Origin of the sequence: Edaphobacillus lindanitolerans, assembly GCF_900156305.1 — a bacterium.
In the GTDB taxonomy this organism is placed as follows: Bacteria; Bacillota; Bacilli; order Bacillales_A; family Planococcaceae; genus Bhargavaea; species Bhargavaea lindanitolerans.
In genome coordinates this window covers 70,736-90,012 of record NZ_FTPL01000003.1, presented here as the reverse complement: position 1 = coordinate 90,012, position 19,277 = coordinate 70,736, and the positions used below count along the sequence as shown (strand labels likewise).

Here is a 19,277-nt window from a genome sequence, read left to right as displayed (position 1 = left end):
TCACCTAATTTAGGGGGACATGGAGAAAGGCCTCTGACATCGGCGAAAAACCCCGAAACCGGACTTTTAAAGTGTCCGTGTTTCGGGGTTTGGTTCAGTATTGGGCCGCTTCCGCCCGTTTTTCCACTTGCTCCCGACCCGGTCAAATTTCTTTCAAATTATTGTCTTCATCGTAATGAACTTCATCTCGGTCATGCCTTCGATGGCGTATTTGACGCCTTCCCGGCCGTAGCCGCTCATCTTGACGCCGCCGTACGGCATGTTGTCGGTGCGGAATGTCGGGATGTCGTTGATGATGACGGCCCCGGCTTCGATCTCATCGGCAGCCTTCATCGCCGCTTCGATGTCACGCGTGTAGATGCCGGCGTTCAGGCCGTACTGGGAGTCGTTGACCAGGTCGATCGCCTCGTCGAGATCCGAGTATTTCATGATCGTGACAATCGGCGCGAACACTTCCATGCAGACGACGTTCATGTCCGGCGTGACATCGGTCATGACGGTTGGCGCGATGCCGTTCTGAATCCGCTCTCCGCCCGTGCTGACGGTCGCGCCGGCCTGCTTCGCCTGTTCGATCCATTCCATCGCACGGTCCGCCTCGCCCGGATGGATCATCGAACCGACGTCGGTCGATTCGTCTGCCGGATCGCCGACTCTGAGTTTCTCGGTCTCCTTCACGAACAGGTCCACGAACTCGTCGTAAATGCTTTCATGCACATACACACGCTGCAGCGAGATGCATACCTGCCCGGCAAAACCGAATGCGCCCGTGACGGCGCGCGGCATGATTTTCTCCAGAGGCACGTCCGGCTCGACGATGAGCGCCGAGTTTGAACCGAGTTCGAGGGTCATCTTCTTCAGTCCGACTTTGGATTTGATGTCGAGTCCGACCGGCACGCTTCCGGTGAACGTCACTTTCTTCACAAGGTCGTTCGTGATGAGCGGTTCGCTCAGTTCGCTGCCGCTGCCGGTCACGATCTGGAGCGCCCCGTCCGGAAGCCCGGCTTCCTTGAAGATCTCGGCCAACGCAAGCGAAGAAAGCGGCGTCTGTGTCGCCGGCTTCAGGACGACCGTGTTGCCGACGGCAAAAGCGGGTCCCAGCTTGTGGGCAACGAGGTTCGACGGGAAGTTGAACGGCGTGATCGCCGACACGACGCCGAGCGCCTCGCGCTTCGTCCACCCAATTCGATCGGTCACGCCCGGCGCCGCATCCATCGGCACCGTTTCGCCGTACATCGACTTCGCCGCCTCGGCCGAAAACTGATAGGTGGCGATGGTCCGGTCAATTTCACCGAGCGCGGTCTTGATCGGCTTTCCCGCTTCCTTCACGAGAAGCCCGGCCAGTTCTTCCCTCCGTGCCTCAATGAGGTCAACCGCCCTGTACAGCAGTTCAGCACGCTCGTATGCCGGCCACTTCCTGAACTCAAGAAACGCCTCATGCGCACCTTCGATCGCGCGCTTCACGTCCTCTGCATCCGCCTTGGCGATCGTGGCCACCGGTTCCTGGGAATACGGAGATTTCAATTCATAGGAGCGGGCCGCATCCGTCCATTCCCCGTTGATCCAAAGTTTCCAGTTTTCCATGTACAAGCACCTCCTGGTTCTCATTGTATACCCAATTTCCATTCCGGCGAAATGCTATACTCGGAAGCAGGACAGTTATCGGGAGAGGATAGTATGCACGAATTTGACGTAATGATCGGCACAAGCGAACTGATCACGAAAGAGATCCTGAAGGGGCAGCTCGCCGGCGCAGGCATCCGAAAAGGCGACCGGATCATCGTGCACTCGTCGATGAAGGCGATCGGATGGGTGTCCGGCGGCGCCCAGGCGGTGACCGAAGCGCTCCTTGAAACGGTCACGGAAAAAGGGACGGTCGTCATGCCGGCCCAGTCCGCCGATAACTCAGACCCGGCAAACTGGCAGATGCCGCCGGTTCCGGAAGACTGGCAGGAGCCGATCCGTCGATCGCTCCCTGCCTACGACCCCCACCTCACCCACTTGCGGGGTATGGGAAAAGTGGCGGAATGCCTGCACCGCCATCCCAAAACGTTCCGCAGCCCGCATCCCTCGCATTCTTTCATCGCCTGGGGATGTGATGCGGAGGAGTGGATGCGCGAACACCCGCTGGAAGACTCGTTTGGCGAAGGCTCTCCGCTCGGGAAAATGTACGGGACGGGCATGAAAGTTGTGCTCCTCGGGGCCGGCTACGATTCCTGCACGGCCCTGCATCTTGCGGAATACCGGGCACCGGGACTCCGGACATACCGCGAGGGCGCGGCGGTGATGGTGGACGGAGAGCGGCACTGGGTCGGATACGACATGGCGGTGCTTGACTCGGACGACTTCCCCGTGCTTGCCCGGGCGTTCGAGCGCGAACATCCTGGAGAAGTGGCCCACTGCCGGATCGGACAGGCGAAAACGACGATCGTTGAAATGGATCCGCTCGTCGACTTCGGCACCGGCTGGGTCGGGAAGCTGCGGGCCAAGAAGGAAGCCTCCGATATCGGGGAAACCCGTGATTGAAGACGAACAGGTCATCTAAAAACACCCGCTGCCTGAATTCAGGGAGCGGGTGCTTTCGGTTTGCCGTTATTCAGGAACTGCCGTTTGAGGATGAAGAGGCGGCCGCCGCGGAAGCAGCCACGCCGGCGGTCATTGCGGCCTGCTGGGCACGCAGGATCTGCTCGATCGAAGCAGCCATTCCGATGTCTACGGCATTTCCGGTGCCCGCCGCCTCTTTCAGGACGGCCTGTATGCCGAATGAGAACGCCATTTCCCGGTACCACCTGAAAAGCTTCATCTCCGAAAGCGAGCGGGTTGCGCTGACGATCCGGTCAAACGCCGATTGTTCCACATGGAACGCTGCGAGAAAGCCGAGCATCGGGTAATGGAGCGGCTTGAGCTTCACACCGGCCTGTTTGAAACGTTCCCGGAGATCGGCCGCTTCTTCCGCCCGTTTCCGGTCGAAAGTGGCGCTTCCATACGTGAGGGTCTGCGACATCCACTGCAGTTCGTTGCCTGCCCGAAAACCGAGCGAACGGAGTTCGGTGTAATAATCCTTCATCACTTCTGCGAGGGCCTCCGGATTGCTGCACTCTTCTCCGAGCAGGACCGCGAACGCATAGTCATCGTCCGATGTCAGGAATCGGTGCCTCCGCTTCATCTCGTCGTACAGCAGCTTGCCCGCAACCGCGCGCCTCCTCGCTTCGCTTTCCTCCCGCGGCAGCAGGATCGCCGCCAGATAAGAATGGATTGTGTTCCGGAATCCGAGCCCCCGGAGCATCTCCTGATTTTCCATCAAGTCATTGACGACCGAATCCGGTGTCCCTTCCTGATTGTCCAGCAAAGTCGCGAGCATCGGGTGGATCTGTCCCCGGACGGGAGAGAACCAGCCGGACCGCCTCTTCAGCTCGTCCGAAATCTCCATCAGCCGCCGGCCGTCAAACGGCCGGTCGGCGAGTGCATAGGCCCCCGCCATCGACAGAAGGATCCGTTTGTCGACCGTCCAGCTGAACAAATTCTGCAGTTTTGGATAGACCTCTTCAAAACGTCCTTTGAGTTCCGCGTTTTCCATGGGGATCACTCCTTGTGCCGATATATACGGATGGTCGCGGAAAAAGATTCATCCAGTCCCGGCCTTGGCAGGGCGGCTCCGGTTTCCCGCGGTTTCTGACACTCACCCGCGCTTGCTTCACATCGAGTGAAGTCTTCGATCATCCGGCACGGTTTGCCGTCCCGTGATACCGGGGGGCGTGCTGGTGCCCCGAGTATATCATACGAAACCGTAAAAAAAGGGCATCCGATTTTGCTTTGGATTGCCCTTTTCCTTTATTCCGCCGGAACTGGGGTATTGCGTGCCGCACGGATCAATTCAGAGATGGAAACGAGGTCGCCCCGGTGGAACGCATCGACGATCACGCTGCCGACGATGACGCCGTCCGCCGAGCGTCCGAACTCCCGGACTTGCGCCGGAGTGGATATTCCGAAGCCGGCGAGGACCGGAACGTCCGCGATCTCCCTCAGCCATGCCAGCCGGTCGGCGGAAGATCCGGCGAATGAGTCCCGGGCGCCTGTGATGCCGTCGACGGTGACGGCGTAGATGAACCCTTCCGCTTCTCCGGCGATCGCCCGGATGCGGTCATCCGGTGCGGTGAGCGGGATGAGCCGGATAAAGTCGACATCGGCCATCCGGAGTGCGTCCTCAAGCACCGCATCTTCTTCAAAGGGGACGTCCGGGACGATGACGCCCGCAATCCCCGCTTCCCTGCAGTCATTCGCAAAAGCCGCAATGCCGTGGCTCAGCACCGGATTGAGATAGGTCATAAGGATGACGGGGATGCGGATTTCCTCGCTGAATCCGCCCACGGCCTGCATCACTTTTGCGAGAGTCGTTCCTGATTCCAGCGAGCGGATGCCGGCCTGTTGGATGACGGGCCCGTCCGCCGCGGGATCGGAAAACGGGATGCCGAGTTCGACGGCGGTCGCCCCCGCTTCCTGGAGGAATAAAATCTGTTCCTCCAGCCGGCCGAGTCCCCCGTCCCCCGCCATGATGTACGGGACGAAGGCACATCCGCCCCTTCCGTTCGCTTCACGGATGGCCCCAGCCAGTTTGTCAGCCGTCATGGCGCCCGCCTCCTTCCAGTGCTTTGCGCACAGTGATGACGTCCTTGTCGCCGCGGCCTGACAGGCAGACCACGACAATGCTGTCCGGCGGCATCTCCTTCGCGAGCTCCGTCGCGTACGCAACGGCGTGTGAACTTTCAAGTGCCGGAAGAATCCCCTCCTTGCGGCACAGCAGCCGAAGGGCCGACAACGCCTCCGTGTCGGTCACCGAACCATACGTGACGCGGCCCGTGTCCCGGAAGTGGGAATGCTCGGGGCCGGCACCGGGGTAGTCCAGTCCGGCCGAGATCGAGTGGGCTTCCTCGATCTGACCGGCATCGTCCTGAAGCAGATACATGTATGCCCCGTGGAGGGCACCCGGCCTGCCGCCGGTCAGGGCGGCGGCGTGCTTGCCGGTTTCGATGCCGCTCCCCGCGGCTTCGACTCCGTAGAGCGCGACCTCCTCATCATCGACGAACGGATGGAACATGCCGATCGAGTTGCTGCCGCCCCCGACACAAGCGACGACGGCATCCGGCAGGCGCCCTTCCTTCCCGAGGATCTGGCGGCGGGTCTCGGTGCCGATCACCCGCTGGAAATCCCGGACGATCTCCGGAAACGGATGCGGTCCGAGCGCGGACCCGATGATGTAATGGGTGTCCTGTACGTTTGCGACCCAGTACCGGAGCGCCTCATTGACCGCATCCTTCAGCGTCCCGGATCCCCCGCCGACCGACACGACCCGTGCCCCGAGCAGTTCCATCCGGAACACATTCAGCTCCTGGCGGCGGATATCCTCGCGGCCCATGAACACGATGCACTCGAGCCCGAGGAGCGCGCAAGCCGTGGCGGTGGCGACACCGTGCTGCCCGGCCCCGGTTTCCGCGATGATCTTGCGTTTGCCCATCCTCCCGGCAAGCAGCGCCTGCCCGAGTGCGTTGTTGATCTTGTGGGCGCCGGTATGGTTCAGGTCCTCCCGCTTCAGGTAAATCTTTGCCCCGCCCGCGGCCTCGGTCAGCCGCTCCGCAAAATAGAGCGGCGTCTCCCGGCCGACATAATCGGTGAGTATGGACTCCAGTTCCGCGTTGAACGCAGGATCGTCCTTCGCCTCCCTGTAGGCCGCCTCCAGTTCAAGGAGCGCCGGCATGAGCGTCTCCGGGACGAACCGGCCGCCGTATTCCCCGTATCTTCCCTTTGCATCCGGTGCGCTATAAACCGCCCGATCCACTTTCACCATCATGCCTCTCTCCTTTCCCTGACCTGTGCAATAAACGACCGGATGAGTGCCGGGTCTTTCCGCGATTCCGTTTCCACGCCGCTTGATACGTCGAGGGCGAACGGCCTCACTTGTGCAACGGCATCCGCCGCGTTCCCTGGATGCAGGCCGCCTGCGATGATCGTCCTCTCCCGCGGGATGCCTGCCTTCTCGAGCAGCGTCCAGTCGAACACCCGGCCGCTCCCGCCCCGGTAATCGGTGCCTGGCGCATCAAACAGCCAGTAATCGACGTCGTAGTCCGATGCCCGCTTCACGTCTTCCTCCGTCCGGACCGAGAATGCCTTGATCGCCGGCAGGCCGATCCGGCGGATGGTTTCGGGCGATTCGTCGCCGTGATATTGAATCAGGTCGAGCGGCACATTCCGGTGGACGGTGAAGATTTCCTCCTCGGGTGCGTTCACGAAGACGCCCACCTTCAAAACCCCTTCCGGGACGAGTTTCGCGAGTTCCGATGCCCAGGCCGGATCGACCCGGCGGCGGCTCGGGGCAAAGACGAACCCGACTGCATCAGCGCCTGCGCCGACCGCTGCCTGGACGTGTTCGGCTTCCATGAGTCCGCAGATCTTCACTTTCGTCATTGCGGCACCTCCTCCTTTCGGATACGCCGAAAAGCCGCAATCTGTTCCCCCGGATCTCCGCTTCTCATAAGCGCTTCTCCGATGAGGAGGCCAGCCGCTCCGGCTCGCGCTGCACGGGCTGCTTCTTCCACTGTGGAGATCCCGCTTTCGGAGATGAGGAAGCCCCCTTGGCGGTTGCCGGCCAGCGCCGCAAGTTCCTCCGTACGGCAGAGGTCGACCCGGAACGTCTTCAGATCCCGGTTGTTGATGCCGATGAACGGGGCGCCGATCACCAGCGCCCTGTCCATTTCACCGGCGTCATGGACCTCGACGAGCACATCGAGCCCGCATCCGGACGCATAGCTGTACAGCTCCGGAAGCCGGTCCCCCGGAAGTGCCGCGGCAATGAGCAGAATGACGGATGCCCCTGCCTGGAGCGCCCGGTCAATCTGCAGCTCATCAATGATAAAATCCTTGCACAGGACCGGGATGCGCACCGTCTCCGCCACGGCGGCCAGGTCTTCATAGGATCCCTTGAAATAGGCTTCCTCCGTCAGGACCGAGATGCAGGCGGCGCCGGCCCGCTCGTAGGCGGCCGCCTGTTCCGCAGGATTTACCGCTCCGTTGATCCATCCTTTTGATGGCGAAGCCCGCTTCACTTCGGCGATGACCGTCAGTCCGTCCTGCTCTGAGAACATGTCTGCGAGCCGCGGACGCGGGTGGCGGATGGCGGGGCACGCCGGCAGTTCGTCCCGCAGCGTCCGGAGACGCCGCTTCTTTTCTTCCAATATCTCGTCGAGGATCGTCATCGGGCCACCGCCTCCTTGCTGTATTGTTGCTGGAACGCCGTGACGGCCTCCAGTTTCTCCATCGCCCTGCCGGACTCCAGTGTGTCGATTGCCAGGTCCACGCCTTCCCTCGCCGTCCGGGCCCGGCCGGCGGCAAACAGGCCGATGCCCGCATTGAAGGCTACCGTGTCAAAATGAGGGCCGCGCACACCTTTGAGCACACGCCAGATCATTCCCGCGTTTTCCCGGCCGTCCCCGCCGCGGATGGCGGACGGGGGCGCAGCATCCAGGCCCACATCTTCCGCATCCAGCGTGAACGGGATCAGGTCACCGCGGTCAAGCAGGACAAAGTCATTCGGTCCCGCAAGCGACGCCTCATCCATTCCGCCGGCACCGCAGACCACAACCGCACGCTTGCGGTTCTGCATGCGCAGCACCGAGGCGTAGGCCATCGTGAACTCCTTCCGGCTGATGCCGGTGAACTGGCTTTCAAGCGGGACCGGGTTCGTGAGCGGGCCGGTGAGATTGAAGATCGTCCGGCGGCCGAGCTTCTGCCGGACAGAGCCGACCCGCTTCATCTTCGGATGAAACCGGGGGGCGTACAAAAAGGCGATCCCTTCCCTGCGCAGCTGTTCGGCCATCTCTTCCTCACTCTGTTCAAGCCGGATGCCGAGGGCTTCGAGCACATCCGAGCTGCCGGACTTGCTGGAGATCTTCCGGTTGCCGTGCTTGGCGACCGGAACGCCCGCCGCCGAAAGCACGAATGCCGAAGCGGTGCTGATGTTGAAGCTGTCCGACCCGTCGCCGCCCGTCCCGCAGTTGTCGGTGTAGGCCACCGGCGGGACATCCGGCGTGAGGGCCAGGCTCCTCGTCACCTCGGCGAGTGCCGCCACTTCATAGGCGGTCTCCCCCTTGTCTGCCAGTGCAGCCAGGAACCCGCCGATGTCCGCTTCGGACGTGCGCTCGTCAAACAGGAACAGCGCCGCCTCGGTCATCTCCTCATAGTTCAGGTCCTTGCCGTTTCTCACTTTCCTGATCCATTCTCTCATCTCTGCTCCACTCTCCTCTGCTGATCTGTAAACCGGGCTTATTCGAACCGCTGCGATTCATCCGGATTCAAAAGCGACTCACTCACCGTCCGTCGGCTGTGGAGACTGTCCGGCCGCTGCCGCCCGTTTGCGGAACTGCCCGGCTTCAGCCAGAAACGCTGCGAGCAGCCGTTCACCGCCTTCGGTGCCGACGGATTCGGGATGGAACTGGAGGCCGTATACCGGATGGTCCGTGTGATGGACCGCCATCACGGCGTCGTCCTCCATCGAGAAAGCGTCTGCGCACAGGGCATCCGGAAGCGATTGGCGGCCGAGCACCTCCGAATGGCAGCACATCGCCCGAAACGGCTGCGGGATGTAGGCGAACAGCCCATCGCGGTCGTGCCGGATGGCGGCCGTCTTGCCGTGGCGGATCGACTGCATCCTTCCCCTCTCCCCGCCGTACGCTTCCGCGATGATGAGCTGACCGAGCGAGATGCCGAGCACCGGCACATCTGCCCCGAATTCGCGGACGGCCTCCACAGACAGCGGCCAGTCGGACGTCGACCCGGCTCCGGACGAAAGGACGATCGCCGTCGGATCAAATTGCCGGACAGCTTCAACCGTCACTTCCCGTGCGGCCATGATTCCGGTTTCTTCACCGAGCATTGCCAGTGCACCTGCCAGGTTGTGAACGAACGAATCTTCATGATCAATCAGCAGGATCATTTGACCACCTCCATGAGCGATCGCGCCTTGTTCACCGTTTCGAGGAACTCGGCTTCCGGTCTGGAATCAAATACGATCCCTGCCCCTGCCCGGACCGATGCTTCCCCGTCCCGGATGAAAAATGTCCGGATCGCGAGTGCCATGTCCATGTTGCCGTTGAAGCCGATGTAGCCGACCGACCCTCCGTAAAGACCGCGCGGAGCCGGTTCAAGCCGATCGATGAGCGCCATCGCCCGGCCCTTCGGCGCGCCTGTGACCGTTCCCGCCGGCAGGCAGGATAAAATGGCGTCAAACGCGTCGGCATCCGGCCTGAGCCTGCCCTCGACTTCGGAGACAAGATGCATGACGTGTTCGTATTTCACCAGCTCCCGGTGGGCCGTCACCTTGACCGAACCGGGCACGGCCGCCGCTGCAATGTCATTGCGGCCGAGATCGACAAGCATGTCATGCTCGGCCAGTTCCTTCGGATCCTGCCGGAGATCCGCTTCGAGCTCCCGGTCTTCTTCGGGGTCCGCACCGCGCGGGCGTGTGCCGGCAATCGGGTTCATCGACAGCGTGCCGACCTTCACCTTCACGAGGCTTTCCGGCGAGGTGCCGGCGACAATCGTTTCACCGAGATCGATGAAGTACATGTACGGCGAAGGATTCTGCTTCCTCAGCTTTCTGAAAAGGGAAAACGGATCACCGGCGAACGGGGCGCGAAGCTCCCTCGACAGAACAGCCTGGTAAAGCCGGCCGGCGGAGATCTGCCGTTTCACCTCGCACACGGCCGCTTCAAAGGCTTCACGGTCCGTGTCCGGCGTGAAGTCGCCGAGTGAGAAAGGTTCATCCGCTCCTTCTGTCCCCCGGAGAATCTCCTCCTCGAGCAGGTCCGCCGCTTCCCCGTCTTCCCCTTCAAGTTCCGTCTGCACGATGGACACTGTCCCGAGCAGATGATCAAACACGACGACCGTGGAGTAGACGTTGAGCAGAACGTCCGGCCCCGACTGATTCCGGCTGCCCCCTTTCACCGCCGCCCCGTAGCCGATCGCCCCGACTGCGCCTCCGGCGAACGGAAACCCCGGATGGGCAGACACCCTCGGCAGCAGCCGCTTCATCAATTCGATGGAGTCCCCTTCATGCCGGTATGTCTTCCCGGACCGGCAGTGCCGCTCTTCCAGGATGCCGCCTTCGCCACGGAACACCTTCACCGGATCTTGGCCGATATAGGAATACCGTCCCGAACCGTCCTTGGCCCCCGAACTCTCGAGCAGAAACTTCCGCGTCCCCTTCATCCTCCTGAAAACCGCAATCGGCGTCAGGCCGTCGCCCTCCAGCTTCCTGACTTTCACTCTTTCCTCAACTGCACTCATCTCGGCTCAGCTCCTTTTTGGGAATAAAAAAATCCCCCGCAACAGGCACAGAAGTCCTGTTGCGGAGGACGGAATCTCTTCCGCGTTGCCACCTCCGGTTGGGGCGATTGCCCCCACTCGGCCACATCCGGGATCCGGATGTGCTCCCTTAACGCGGGAGGCACGTCCGCCACAGCACAGGCTGCGGCGGCTCTCACAGGTCCATTCACATGCGGGACGGGCCGGCTTCCACCAGCACCGGCTCTCTGGGTCCGTCCTTCGCACGCTACTCTTCCTGCTCTGCAATTTCTCGGCTATGCTCTGCTCACTCTGCTTTTAAATCCAAGGGCGATGCCGCTCCCGGCACCTTCTGCCCGTCCGGACGAAAAAGTTGATTCCAATCTTACACTGTTCAGAAAGTTGGGTCAACCCCCTTTTGGGGAATTTCTCCAAAGCTTTGTTTTTGTACCCGGGCGTTTTCCGGAAGTCTGCCGCTTCACTGAGCGCCACGGCTTTGCGGCTCCCGGTCCGGTTTTGAAGCGGCTTCCCGCTCCTCATTCTATTTCCGTGGCCGGACTTTCATGCAAAGCCCCTGTTCATTGGCCTGCAATGGCTTCGGCGATGTCGTCCTGGATCGGAGTCACGGAACCGGCAAGATAGTTGTTCATCAGGATGGAGAAGATGTACTTTTCTCCATCCGCTCCGGTGACGTAGCCGGAGAGGGTGGACACACCGGTAAGGGAGCCGGTTTTGGCCTGCACATTTCCTTTTGCCGGCCCTTCTGTCATCCGGTTGCGGAGGGTGCCGCCGGTCATCCGGTCTGGGTCGCCGGCCACAGGAAGGGACTCCAGGAATACCGGGAACCACGGTTCAGCCTGGATCCCGTGAAGCAGTGTGGACAGCTGCGAAGCGCTGACCAGGTTTTTGTGCGACATTCCGGATCCGTCACGGAGACGCATGGCGGACGGGTCAACCCCGTACTTGGCAAGCACGTCCGACATGACATTCAGCCCGGCATCCCAGGACCCTTCATCCATCGAGGCTCTGCCGATTTCCTTTACGAGCACTTCGGCATGGCCGTTATTGCTGAGCTTCATGAACGGGATGTAGAGATCACGCAGCGGCATCGACTGCTTGGAAGCTAGACCGGCTGCGCCGTCCGGCACGATGCCCTTCTTCGCCTTGCCGGAAATCGAGATGCCCTCGGCTTCGAGCGCCTTCTTGAACAGGTCGAGCGCGTAAAGGGACGGATCCTGAACGGCTGTCCACGACCGGGAAGCGGCGGCGCCGGCCGGGATGGTGCCTTCGATGACGATCGTATCGGTTCCGTGTGCCCGCTCGATCGTGATGCTCTTTCGGCCGTCTTTGGCGACGGTCTTTGCGCGATTATCGATCTTCACGGCGTCCGTGGCCGGGTCGAGCGTGACGGCGGCCGGGTCGCCGGCAGATTTTCCGGGATCGACGTTCACAATGACCGTGCCGGCGTCATAGTCGGTGTTCGGGGAGGCGGTGAGTGCCGAGACGGCCGCGCCCGTGTAATTGGACTCGTCCGACCAGTTCAGGTCTTCAGACAGAAGAATATCATCGTACCAGCTGGCATCGGCGATGAGATCCCCTTTGATCTTCTTGACGCCTTTCGATTTCACGTCTTTGGCGAATCGTTCAAAGTCTTCCTTCAGGAGCGTCGGGTCTCCCTTTCCGCGGAGATAGACATTGCCCTGCAGCACACCGCCGTTGTTCAGCCGGCCGTCGTGGGAGACATCCGTCGAGAACCGGTAGTCGGGGCCCAGCACATCCAGTGCCGCGATTCCGGTCAGGATTTTCATATTCGATGCAGGATGGAGCAGCAGATCATCGGTGTGGGCGTAGACGGTCTCCCCGGTGTCCGCCTTGGAGACGTTCACCCCGAATGTCGCACCGGCAAGCCGCGGATCATTCAAAATTTTGTTGAGCGTGTTGCCGAGTGCGGCATGGTCTTCGGTTGCCATGGCGATTTGGGGACTCTCGGCGGCGCCTGCCGGGACAAGCATCAGGGCAGACAGGGCAAGTGCGGTAAACCATTTTTTCGGTGAGGCCGGCATGGGTGTTTCCTCCCTTTGAATTGGCTTTGTTTTATCCAGTCTAGCAAGGAAGTCTGAATGTTCCATCATATGAATGGCACATTTTAATCTTGCCTTTATGAGCAAAAAGGCCCACCCCGGACATTCGGCGACTAACCGCATCCAAAGAGGGTATAGGTGAAACACAGTGATAGCAACGATTGGAGGCGAAGGAGTTGGTGGTCAAGGAAAACCAGGAGGAATTGACAATTGCCCTCAACCGGACACTCAAGGAGGGCGACCGGGAAGGATTTATGAAGCTGCTTAAGGATCTTCGTCCGTACGACCAGGCAATTCAATATATGAGGATTCCGAGGAAGCTGCATCCGCTCTTCGTGGAGTGCTTGGACTTGTCCATGCTGACGGAGATGCTGCCTTATCTGAAAGCTTCGTCCCAGGTAGAGCTGATTCAGTCGCTTGAGCCGGAAAAGGCGATCCCGATCCTCGATATGATGCAAAACGATGATCTGGCCGCGATGCTGACGGACTTGGATCCGGAGGAAATTGACAGGCTGACGAACATGATGGTCCGGGAAGAAGCCGAGAACGTCCGGCGGATACTGGATTATCCGGCTGACACGGCGGGCCGCGCAATGACGAACCGTTTTGTCTGGGTCCACGAGAACTACACGGTCGGGAAGACGACGGAGAAACTCCGCTATTACAGTGGTTATGCGACATCGATGAACTATATATACGTCATCAACAGTGACAAGCAATTGATCGGTGTTGTGTCGTACAGGCAGTTGCTGCTCGCCGACCCGGATACACGGATCACGGACATCATGTCCCGCCGGGTCATCTCAGTCGATGCCTTCACTGACCAGGAAGACGTGGCCAAGCAGTTTGCCCGCTATGACTTCGTCTCGGTTCCGGTGACGAACGAGGACGGCACGCTTGCCGGGATCATCACAGTCGACGATGTGATCGACATCATCGTACGCGAAGCGAACGAGGATATTGAAATGCTCATGGCAAGCGGCAAGCAGATTGACTTTCATACAAAGCCGTTCACGGCAGCCTGGAAACGGCTCCCATGGCTGATCCTGCTATTATTCATCGGACTCGTTTCCGGCAGTATCATCAGCGGATTTGAGGCGACCCTCGAACAGGTCGTCGCACTCGCCTTCTTCATGCCGCTCATCGCAGGCATGACGGGAAACACAGGGACACAGTCACTTGCCGTTGTCGTCCGGGGGCTTGCTTCCGATGACATTAGCCTGAAGGAATCACTAAAGCTGGTGTTGCGTGAATTGGTCGTCGGCATCATCATCGGCCTCACCTGCGGATTCCTGATCGCCGTCATCGCATTTATCTGGCAGGGCAGCTTCATGCTCGGCGTTGTCGTCGGTTCGTCGCTCATCCTGACACTCATCATCGGTACACTGGCAGGCACGGTCATTCCGCTCATCTTAAGCCGGTTCAGGTTTGACCCGGCCGTCGCGTCAGGTCCGCTCATCACGACGGTGAACGATATCCTGTCCCTGCTCATCTATTTCGGGATCGCGACGGCGTTCCTGTCCAAACTGACCTGATTTCGAGAAATATAAATAAAGCAGCCGCCTTGGAGGCCGGCTGCTTTATATTGTTTGTCCATGTCAGGCTTTACGCCCGTTTTTATCCGGACTTACGATTTAAATACCTGTTCTTTCACCAGTCTGCCATTTATCTCATCAATCTGTTTTTGAAGCAGGTATAGTCTTTGCTCCAGTTGCTCTTCCTCGATCTTTCTTTCTTCAAGGCTGATGGCAGCTCCGACGATTTCCAGCGTTCCTCCGATCAACGCCAAAAGAGCTCCTGCGAAACCGATGGCCACACCCCGGCTTATGTCGCCGCCCCTTAAATGGTCCTGGCCCAAGTTGAACGGACGCGTGTCACGCACGGTATCACTTCCCCGATATTGTGGCTTTTCGAGTCAGTATATGCCGGGACACCCGCAACGGGACTACCGCCGAAGTCCGATCGGTCAGCGCTCGTACTCCACCTGCCAGCCTTCTTCGGTCCGGATCAGCCCGGTCCCTCTCCAACCATCGGCAAGAAGCGCCTGCTGGCCGCTGATGTCGTCCATGGGCGCCTGCCGGGATTCGGTCCTGCTGCGATCCGTCTCCTCCAGGTCTTTGACGAACACATAGCGCAGCTTGCCGCCGTACTTGTCCTTCAGCGCGGCCACTTCCAGCCCTTGCGAGAATTTATCCTTCAGACTCGGGATATTGCCCGGCATGACGGTTGCACAGACATACCGGTAGCGGCTCCGGTCCACCCGCTTCATGAGGACGGATGCCATCATCTTCTGCAGTCCGTTGCCACGGAACCGGGGCGACACCGCAGAAATTTCCTGATAGATGACTTTCCCGATTTCCTCTTCCGGCACCCCCACATCCCGGCCGAGACCTTCCTGGTCATTGTCCGGTATGAGCATCGCCCGCCAAGCGATCATCTCTTCCCCATTGAACACACCGATCATGTCCCCGTTTCCTTCCAGGAGAAAAAGGAATTCATCTTCAGTGAGGGGCTGGAGGCGAGCCTTGTCTTCGAGGGCTTCAACCACCTCGTCCTGGAGCCGGAGGATTTCCGGCAGCCGGTCCGTGCCGATCGGGCGCATGGTGATGGGCACGCCGTTTTTTAACACGCCGTCAAAAAGATTCTCTGTCATGGTGATCCCTTCTTTCTGTTTTCCATCGTACTTTACAGAAAGAGTTCTGAAAAGTACCTTTAGGATAATCAAACGGGAAGGGGTTGGGATCAATGGGGAACGGAACAATCGGTCAGATCGGACTGCCGGTTCAGGATCTGGATCGGGCAACGGCGTTTTATGAGGAGAAGCTTGGAATTCCGCTTCTGTTCACAGCCGGGAACATGGCATTTTTTAAATGCGGGGAAACCCGGCTGATGCTGAGCGTGCCGGAGCACGAGACCTTCGCGGCCAGCGGATCCGTGATTTATTTCAATACAGAAGACATCCACAGACGGGCAACCGAACTGGAGGCAGCAGGAGTGCCGTTCATGGGCAAACCCCACTGTGTGGCGAAAATGGGCCAAACCGAAACGTGGCTCACGTTTTTCACGGACACGGAAGGCAACCACCTGGCCCTGATGAGTGAAATTCCTTCAGAGGAAGGCTAAAGCCGTACATCCGGACCGTTGCTTAACACTCAGAGGGGTTTGCTTAACACTCGTGAGCACTTGCTTACCACTCGCGGGCACTTGCTTAACACTCAGTTTTTGGGACACCCATTCACAGACGTAAAACCCCGGACCGATTCAAGTCGGTCCGGGGTTCCTTTTTCAATCGAGTCGTTTTGCCTGTACGATGAGGCGCTGGGCGTTGGAATGCTTCGGCCAGCAAGTGACGAGCGACAGAAGGGTGATGCCGTCCCGGCGCTTAAGCACGCTGACTTCATGCGGTTCCACAACAATACTGCGGAACACCTCGTACGTATAGGTGCCGGATGACGTCTCATAAATGATCCGATCCCCGGCTTCGAGTTCATCAATCCGGCTGAAATACTCACCGAACACGTGGGTCTGGTGTCCGGCGATGGCGATGCTTCCGCCGTCGTCAGCCGGCACATCCAGGCCGGCGACGGAGCCCAGAGAAACATCCAGGTTTTCCGGCGTCGCCCCGTTGAGTACAGGGCGGCGAAGATCGATCTTCGGGATCTCGAGAAGACCCGATAATCCGTCCAGCCCCATTTCCGCATCCTCCCCATCGGGAAGAACGGCTTCTTCTCCCTGGCCATGCGCTTCCGCCTGTATGGACTCGAACGAATCCATCAGACGGTCTTGCGCCTTCCGGGTCTCGAGGTGGCCTGCCCCGAGCCAGAACAGGATCAGGAGGCCGGCAAGGATCAGTCCGCTTCCGAGCAGTCTGACCGATTTCTTCATGGGACCACCTTCTTCTCTCCAATCAGGCAAACTTCCTCAGCCCCGCTCCTCCCCCGATCAGAGCGAGGGCAATCAAGACGAGCATGAGGCTGTTAAGGAACCCGCCGGTCTTCGGCAGCATTTCACCCGTACTCGCTGCAGATGCTGACGACGTGGCCGATCCATCATCGTCTGAGTCGTTCATCCCGACAGGCCATGCCGTATTCCCATCGGTGTTATTCGAACCGCCGGAACCGGAAGTTCCGACCTGGTCGAACTCTTCACCCTCTACTTCACCGGCAGGGTTGCTGCCGTTGTTACCCGGTACGGTTGTGCCGTTGCCCGGGTCGGTTGCACCTTCATCCGGATCGGTCGTACCTGCGTCCGGGTCGGTTGTGCCGCTGCCCGGGTCGGTCGTACCTGCGTCCGGGTCGGTTGTACCTTCACCCGGATCGGTCGTACCTGCGTCCGGATCGGTCGTACCTTCACCCGGATCGGTCGTACCTGCGTCCGGGTCGGTTGTGCCGTTGCCCGGGTCGGTCGTACCTGCGTCCGGGTCGGTCGTACCTTCACCCGGATCGGTCGTACCTGCGTCCGGGTCGGTCGTACCTGCGTCCGGGTCGGTCGTACCTTCACCCGGTTCGGTCGTACCTGCGTCCGGATCGGTCGTACCTTCATTCGGATCGGTCGTACCTGCGTCCGGGTCGGTTGTGCCGTTGCCCGGGTCGGTTACCCCTTCGTCCGGATCGGTTGTGCCGTTGCCCGGGTCGGTTGCACCTTCGTCCGGGTCGGTTGTGCCGTTGCCCGGGTCGGTTGCACCTTCATCTGGATCAGTACCTTCACCAGGTGCTGCCGGGATAAACTGTTCGTTTACAAGGACGTTCAGGTCGATGGGGAGAAGCGGAAGATCCGGCAGTTGGACGGATATACCGCGTTCGATGATGGTCGTTCCGTCTGCCGTTTCCATTTCGTCTTTAGCCAGCACATCGAGTCCAACGTTGCCGAGCAAACCATCACTGAAGTCCCCCTGCAGGAGACCTGAAGAATCGGTTGTCTCTTCATCGTTCGTACTGGAATGGCTATCCAGAACGCCGAGATGCGAACCTCCAAGAAGCGGCAGCCCGCTTCCGATCACCTCTACAATCCCGCTGTCTCCAAAAGTCCCGTCTTCCGTGTCGACAGCATTGCCGCCGAGAACAGTGGCTGTCACGTCATCCAGAAGGTCATTCGAGAGGCCGGCAGAGACAACACCGCCGGTCACAGCGGCATTTTCGCCGTCCGTGGCTTCATGGCGGTCGATGACCCCGACATGCGTGTCTTCAAGAATCGGCAGGTCCGACGCGTTGACATCCACTACGCCGCCATTTGCAGCAGAACCATTTTCTGTTCCGACGGCATTGCCGCCGAGAACATTCGCCGTCATGTCGTCCAGAAGGTCATTCGACAGGTCCGCAGAGACGGCTCCGCCGGACACAGCGGCATTTTCGCCGTCCGTCGCTTCATGGCGGTCGATGACCCCGACATGTGTTTCTTCAAGAATCGGCAGGTCCGACGCATTGACCTCGACAACGCCGCCGTTTGTGATCGAGCCTTTTTCCGTGTCGACAGCATTGCCGCCGAGCACAGTGGCCGACACGTCGTCCAGAAGGTCATTCGAGAGGCCGGCAGAGACAACACCACCGGTCACAGCGGCATTTTCGCCGTCCGTCGCTTCATGGCGGTCGATGACCCCGACATGTGTTTCTTCAAGAATCGGCAGGTCCGACGCATTGACCTCGACAACGCCGCCGTCCAAAGTCGTCTCGGTCTGTTTGCCTCCAAGCACGTTGACTGCAACATCATTGGTCAGCCCGTTGTCGAGACCGACTGATGCCAGCGAGCCTTGCTCCATACCGTCAGCAGAGGAAGACTGGCCGAGCACGTCGACATTCACCTCGTCAAGGATCCCGCCGGTCAATCCGACGTTGATCAACGAACCTGAGTCGGTTTCTCCGTCACTTTGTTGCTCGCCCAGACCGATATGAAGGTCTCCGAGCAAAGGGAGATTGTTCAGATTCAACCCAAGGCCACCATCATCGTGAGGCTCGGCTGTCTGTTCTGCGGATTCGGCTTGAGCAGCAGAACCTTCAGCCGGGCCGGAAGCATTTGAATCAGGATGTTCGTTCGCAGAACCCGCCGGGATACCATCCTCCGGACTTGGCTCAAGCGTCACATTAACAACGCCCGTTTGGTCCGAATCGTCGGCCGCACCTTCGGAGGCTTCCTCATACAGCACGTTCGCCTCGGCATCTCCGACTGGGGTTTCCTCCAGGGTCACACCCGCGACGCCGGATTTTTCCGAGCTGTCGGCCGCACCTTCGGATGTTTCCTCATACAGCACATCCGCCTCGGCATCTCCGACCGGCGTTTCCTCCAAGGTCACACCCGCGACGCCGGATTTTTCCGAGCTGCCACCCGAACCTTCGGAGGCTTCCTCATACAGCACGTCCGCCTCGGCATCTCCGACTGGGGTTTCCTCCAGGGTCACACCCGCGGCGCCGGATTTCTCAGCGCTGCCGGCCGCATCTTCGGAAGTTTCCTCATACAGCACGTTCGCCTCGGCATCTCCGACTGGGGTTTCCTCCAGGGTCACACCCGCAACGCCGGATTTTTCCGAGCTGCCGGCTGCCTCTTCGGAGGATTCTTTGTACAGCACGTTTGCGCCGATGTTTCCGACTGCACTGTCTTCCACGGTCACGTTCAGGACTGCGCCGCCATTATCATTTTCGGATGGCACTTCTGCGCTGACCGTTCCGAGAATGGGCGCATCTTCTACTTTGACGTCAAGTACATCGTCAGCCTCGTCGTCATTTGAAAGCACATTCACATTCAGCTCAAGCAGGTTGCCGTCGCCTTCCGCTCCCGTGGCTTTCGGGGAAAGAGTCAGTGCCAGGCCGAGTGCCATGCTGGTGCCTGCGATTTTCATCCATTTGGTTTTCATGTTTTTCTCTCCTTTTTTTAATT

17 protein-coding genes are annotated in these 19,277 nt (G+C 59.8%); 3 read left to right on the top strand and 14 right to left on the bottom strand.

Annotated elements, in window-relative coordinates:
• Positions 1 to 153: 153 nt before the first annotated feature.
• Positions 154 to 1,581, bottom strand: coding sequence for an aldehyde dehydrogenase family protein (locus B0B07_RS09785; protein WP_076758607.1), 1,428 nt, complete (start codon positions 1,579 to 1,581; stop codon positions 154 to 156).
• Between the two features lie 93 nt (positions 1,582 to 1,674).
• Here B0B07_RS09785 and B0B07_RS09780 point away from each other — a divergent pair, with 93 nt between their 5' ends.
• Positions 1,675 to 2,523, top strand: coding sequence for an AAC(3) family N-acetyltransferase (locus tag B0B07_RS09780; protein ID WP_076758605.1), 849 nt, complete (start codon positions 1,675 to 1,677; stop codon positions 2,521 to 2,523).
• Positions 2,524 to 2,593: 70 nt separating this feature from the next.
• Here B0B07_RS09780 and B0B07_RS09775 read toward each other — a convergent pair whose 3' ends face one another.
• The 9 genes from B0B07_RS09775 to dacB form a co-directional block, all read right to left on the bottom strand.
• Positions 2,594 to 3,574, bottom strand: coding sequence for a DUF4003 family protein (locus tag B0B07_RS09775; RefSeq protein ID WP_076758604.1), 981 nt, complete (start codon positions 3,572 to 3,574; stop codon positions 2,594 to 2,596).
• A gap of 254 nt (positions 3,575 to 3,828) precedes the next feature.
• Entirely contained in the window at positions 3,829 to 4,623 is a 795-nt protein-coding gene (gene trpA / locus B0B07_RS09770) for a tryptophan synthase subunit alpha (RefSeq protein ID WP_076758602.1), read from the bottom strand.
• On the bottom strand, positions 4,613 to 5,839 hold the full coding sequence (gene trpB / locus B0B07_RS09765) for a tryptophan synthase subunit beta (protein ID WP_407643869.1): 1,227 nt from the start codon (positions 5,837 to 5,839) through the stop codon (positions 4,613 to 4,615). Before trpB ends, trpA begins: the two co-directional genes overlap by 11 nt.
• Positions 5,839 to 6,456, bottom strand: a complete 618-nt coding sequence (locus B0B07_RS09760; protein WP_076758599.1) for a phosphoribosylanthranilate isomerase — start codon at positions 6,454 to 6,456, stop codon at positions 5,839 to 5,841. Before B0B07_RS09760 ends, trpB begins: the two co-directional genes overlap by 1 nt.
• Complete coding sequence (trpC, locus tag B0B07_RS09755) at positions 6,453 to 7,244, bottom strand: indole-3-glycerol phosphate synthase TrpC (protein ID WP_076758597.1); 792 nt, start codon at positions 7,242 to 7,244, stop codon at positions 6,453 to 6,455. The genes B0B07_RS09760 and trpC overlap by 4 nt, the downstream gene beginning before the upstream one ends.
• Positions 7,241 to 8,272, bottom strand: coding sequence for an anthranilate phosphoribosyltransferase (gene trpD / locus B0B07_RS09750; protein WP_076758595.1), 1,032 nt, complete (start codon positions 8,270 to 8,272; stop codon positions 7,241 to 7,243). The genes trpC and trpD overlap by 4 nt, the downstream gene beginning before the upstream one ends.
• A gap of 78 nt (positions 8,273 to 8,350) precedes the next feature.
• Positions 8,351 to 8,980, bottom strand: coding sequence for an anthranilate synthase component II (locus tag B0B07_RS09745; protein ID WP_076758594.1), 630 nt, complete (start codon positions 8,978 to 8,980; stop codon positions 8,351 to 8,353).
• Entirely contained in the window at positions 8,977 to 10,332 is a 1,356-nt protein-coding gene (locus tag B0B07_RS09740) for an anthranilate synthase component I family protein (RefSeq protein WP_076758593.1), read from the bottom strand. Before B0B07_RS09740 ends, B0B07_RS09745 begins: the two co-directional genes overlap by 4 nt.
• 575 nt (positions 10,333 to 10,907) lie before the next feature.
• Complete coding sequence (gene dacB / locus B0B07_RS09735) at positions 10,908 to 12,392, bottom strand: D-alanyl-D-alanine carboxypeptidase/D-alanyl-D-alanine endopeptidase (protein WP_076758591.1); 1,485 nt, start codon at positions 12,390 to 12,392, stop codon at positions 10,908 to 10,910.
• Positions 12,393 to 12,586: 194 nt separating this feature from the next.
• Here dacB and mgtE point away from each other — a divergent pair, with 194 nt between their 5' ends.
• Complete coding sequence (mgtE, locus tag B0B07_RS09730; protein WP_076758590.1) at positions 12,587 to 13,945, top strand: magnesium transporter; 1,359 nt, start codon at positions 12,587 to 12,589, stop codon at positions 13,943 to 13,945.
• Between the two features lie 92 nt (positions 13,946 to 14,037).
• Here the strand turns inward: mgtE and B0B07_RS09725 are convergent, their stop codons facing one another.
• Positions 14,038 to 14,292 carry a hypothetical protein gene (locus tag B0B07_RS09725; RefSeq protein ID WP_076758588.1) on the bottom strand — a complete coding sequence of 85 codons (255 nt, stop codon included), beginning with the start codon at positions 14,290 to 14,292 and terminating at the stop codon, positions 14,038 to 14,040.
• Between the two features lie 84 nt (positions 14,293 to 14,376).
• Positions 14,377 to 15,063, bottom strand: a complete 687-nt coding sequence (locus B0B07_RS09720; protein ID WP_076758586.1) for a GNAT family N-acetyltransferase — start codon at positions 15,061 to 15,063, stop codon at positions 14,377 to 14,379.
• A 92-nt stretch (positions 15,064 to 15,155) separates the two neighbouring features.
• Between B0B07_RS09720 and B0B07_RS09715 the strand changes: the two genes are divergently transcribed.
• The gene (locus B0B07_RS09715; protein ID WP_076758585.1) at positions 15,156 to 15,533 is read left to right on the top strand and encodes a VOC family protein; all 378 of its coding nucleotides are present in this window, start codon (positions 15,156 to 15,158) and stop codon (positions 15,531 to 15,533) included.
• A 162-nt stretch (positions 15,534 to 15,695) separates the two neighbouring features.
• Here B0B07_RS09715 and B0B07_RS09710 read toward each other — a convergent pair whose 3' ends face one another.
• Both B0B07_RS09710 and B0B07_RS09705 read right to left on the bottom strand, forming a co-directional pair.
• Complete coding sequence (locus B0B07_RS09710; protein ID WP_076758583.1) at positions 15,696 to 16,295, bottom strand: class D sortase; 600 nt, start codon at positions 16,293 to 16,295, stop codon at positions 15,696 to 15,698.
• 22 nt (positions 16,296 to 16,317) lie between these two features.
• Complete coding sequence (locus tag B0B07_RS09705) at positions 16,318 to 19,254, bottom strand: hypothetical protein (protein WP_076758582.1); 2,937 nt, start codon at positions 19,252 to 19,254, stop codon at positions 16,318 to 16,320.
• Positions 19,255 to 19,277: the final 23 nt, after the last annotated feature.

Bases quoted from the DNA above. Each gene is read 5' to 3' on its own strand.
- B0B07_RS09785 (WP_076758607.1), bottom strand. From the start codon at position 1,581: ATGGAAAACTGGAAACTTTGGATCAACGGGGAATGGACGGATGCGGCC.
- B0B07_RS09780 (WP_076758605.1), top strand. From the start codon at position 1,675: ATGCACGAATTTGACGTAATGATCGGCACAAGCGAACTGATCACGAAA.
- B0B07_RS09775 (WP_076758604.1), bottom strand. From the start codon at position 3,574: ATGGAAAACGCGGAACTCAAAGGACGTTTTGAAGAGGTCTATCCAAAA.
- trpA (WP_076758602.1), bottom strand. From the start codon at position 4,623: ATGACGGCTGACAAACTGGCTGGGGCCATCCGTGAAGCGAACGGAAGG.
- trpB (WP_407643869.1), bottom strand. From the start codon at position 5,839: ATGGTGAAAGTGGATCGGGCGGTTTATAGCGCACCGGATGCAAAGGGA.
- B0B07_RS09760 (WP_076758599.1), bottom strand. From the start codon at position 6,456: ATGACGAAAGTGAAGATCTGCGGACTCATGGAAGCCGAACACGTCCAG.
- trpC (WP_076758597.1), bottom strand. From the start codon at position 7,244: ATGACGATCCTCGACGAGATATTGGAAGAAAAGAAGCGGCGTCTCCGG.
- trpD (WP_076758595.1), bottom strand. From the start codon at position 8,272: ATGAGAGAATGGATCAGGAAAGTGAGAAACGGCAAGGACCTGAACTAT.
- B0B07_RS09745 (WP_076758594.1), bottom strand. From the start codon at position 8,980: ATGATCCTGCTGATTGATCATGAAGATTCGTTCGTTCACAACCTGGCA.
- B0B07_RS09740 (WP_076758593.1), bottom strand. From the start codon at position 10,332: ATGAGTGCAGTTGAGGAAAGAGTGAAAGTCAGGAAGCTGGAGGGCGAC.
- dacB (WP_076758591.1), bottom strand. From the start codon at position 12,392: ATGCCGGCCTCACCGAAAAAATGGTTTACCGCACTTGCCCTGTCTGCC.
- B0B07_RS09720 (WP_076758586.1), bottom strand. From the start codon at position 15,063: ATGACAGAGAATCTTTTTGACGGCGTGTTAAAAAACGGCGTGCCCATC.
- B0B07_RS09715 (WP_076758585.1), top strand. From the start codon at position 15,156: ATGGGGAACGGAACAATCGGTCAGATCGGACTGCCGGTTCAGGATCTG.
- B0B07_RS09710 (WP_076758583.1), bottom strand. From the start codon at position 16,295: ATGAAGAAATCGGTCAGACTGCTCGGAAGCGGACTGATCCTTGCCGGC.
- B0B07_RS09705 (WP_076758582.1), bottom strand. From the start codon at position 19,254: ATGAAAACCAAATGGATGAAAATCGCAGGCACCAGCATGGCACTCGGC.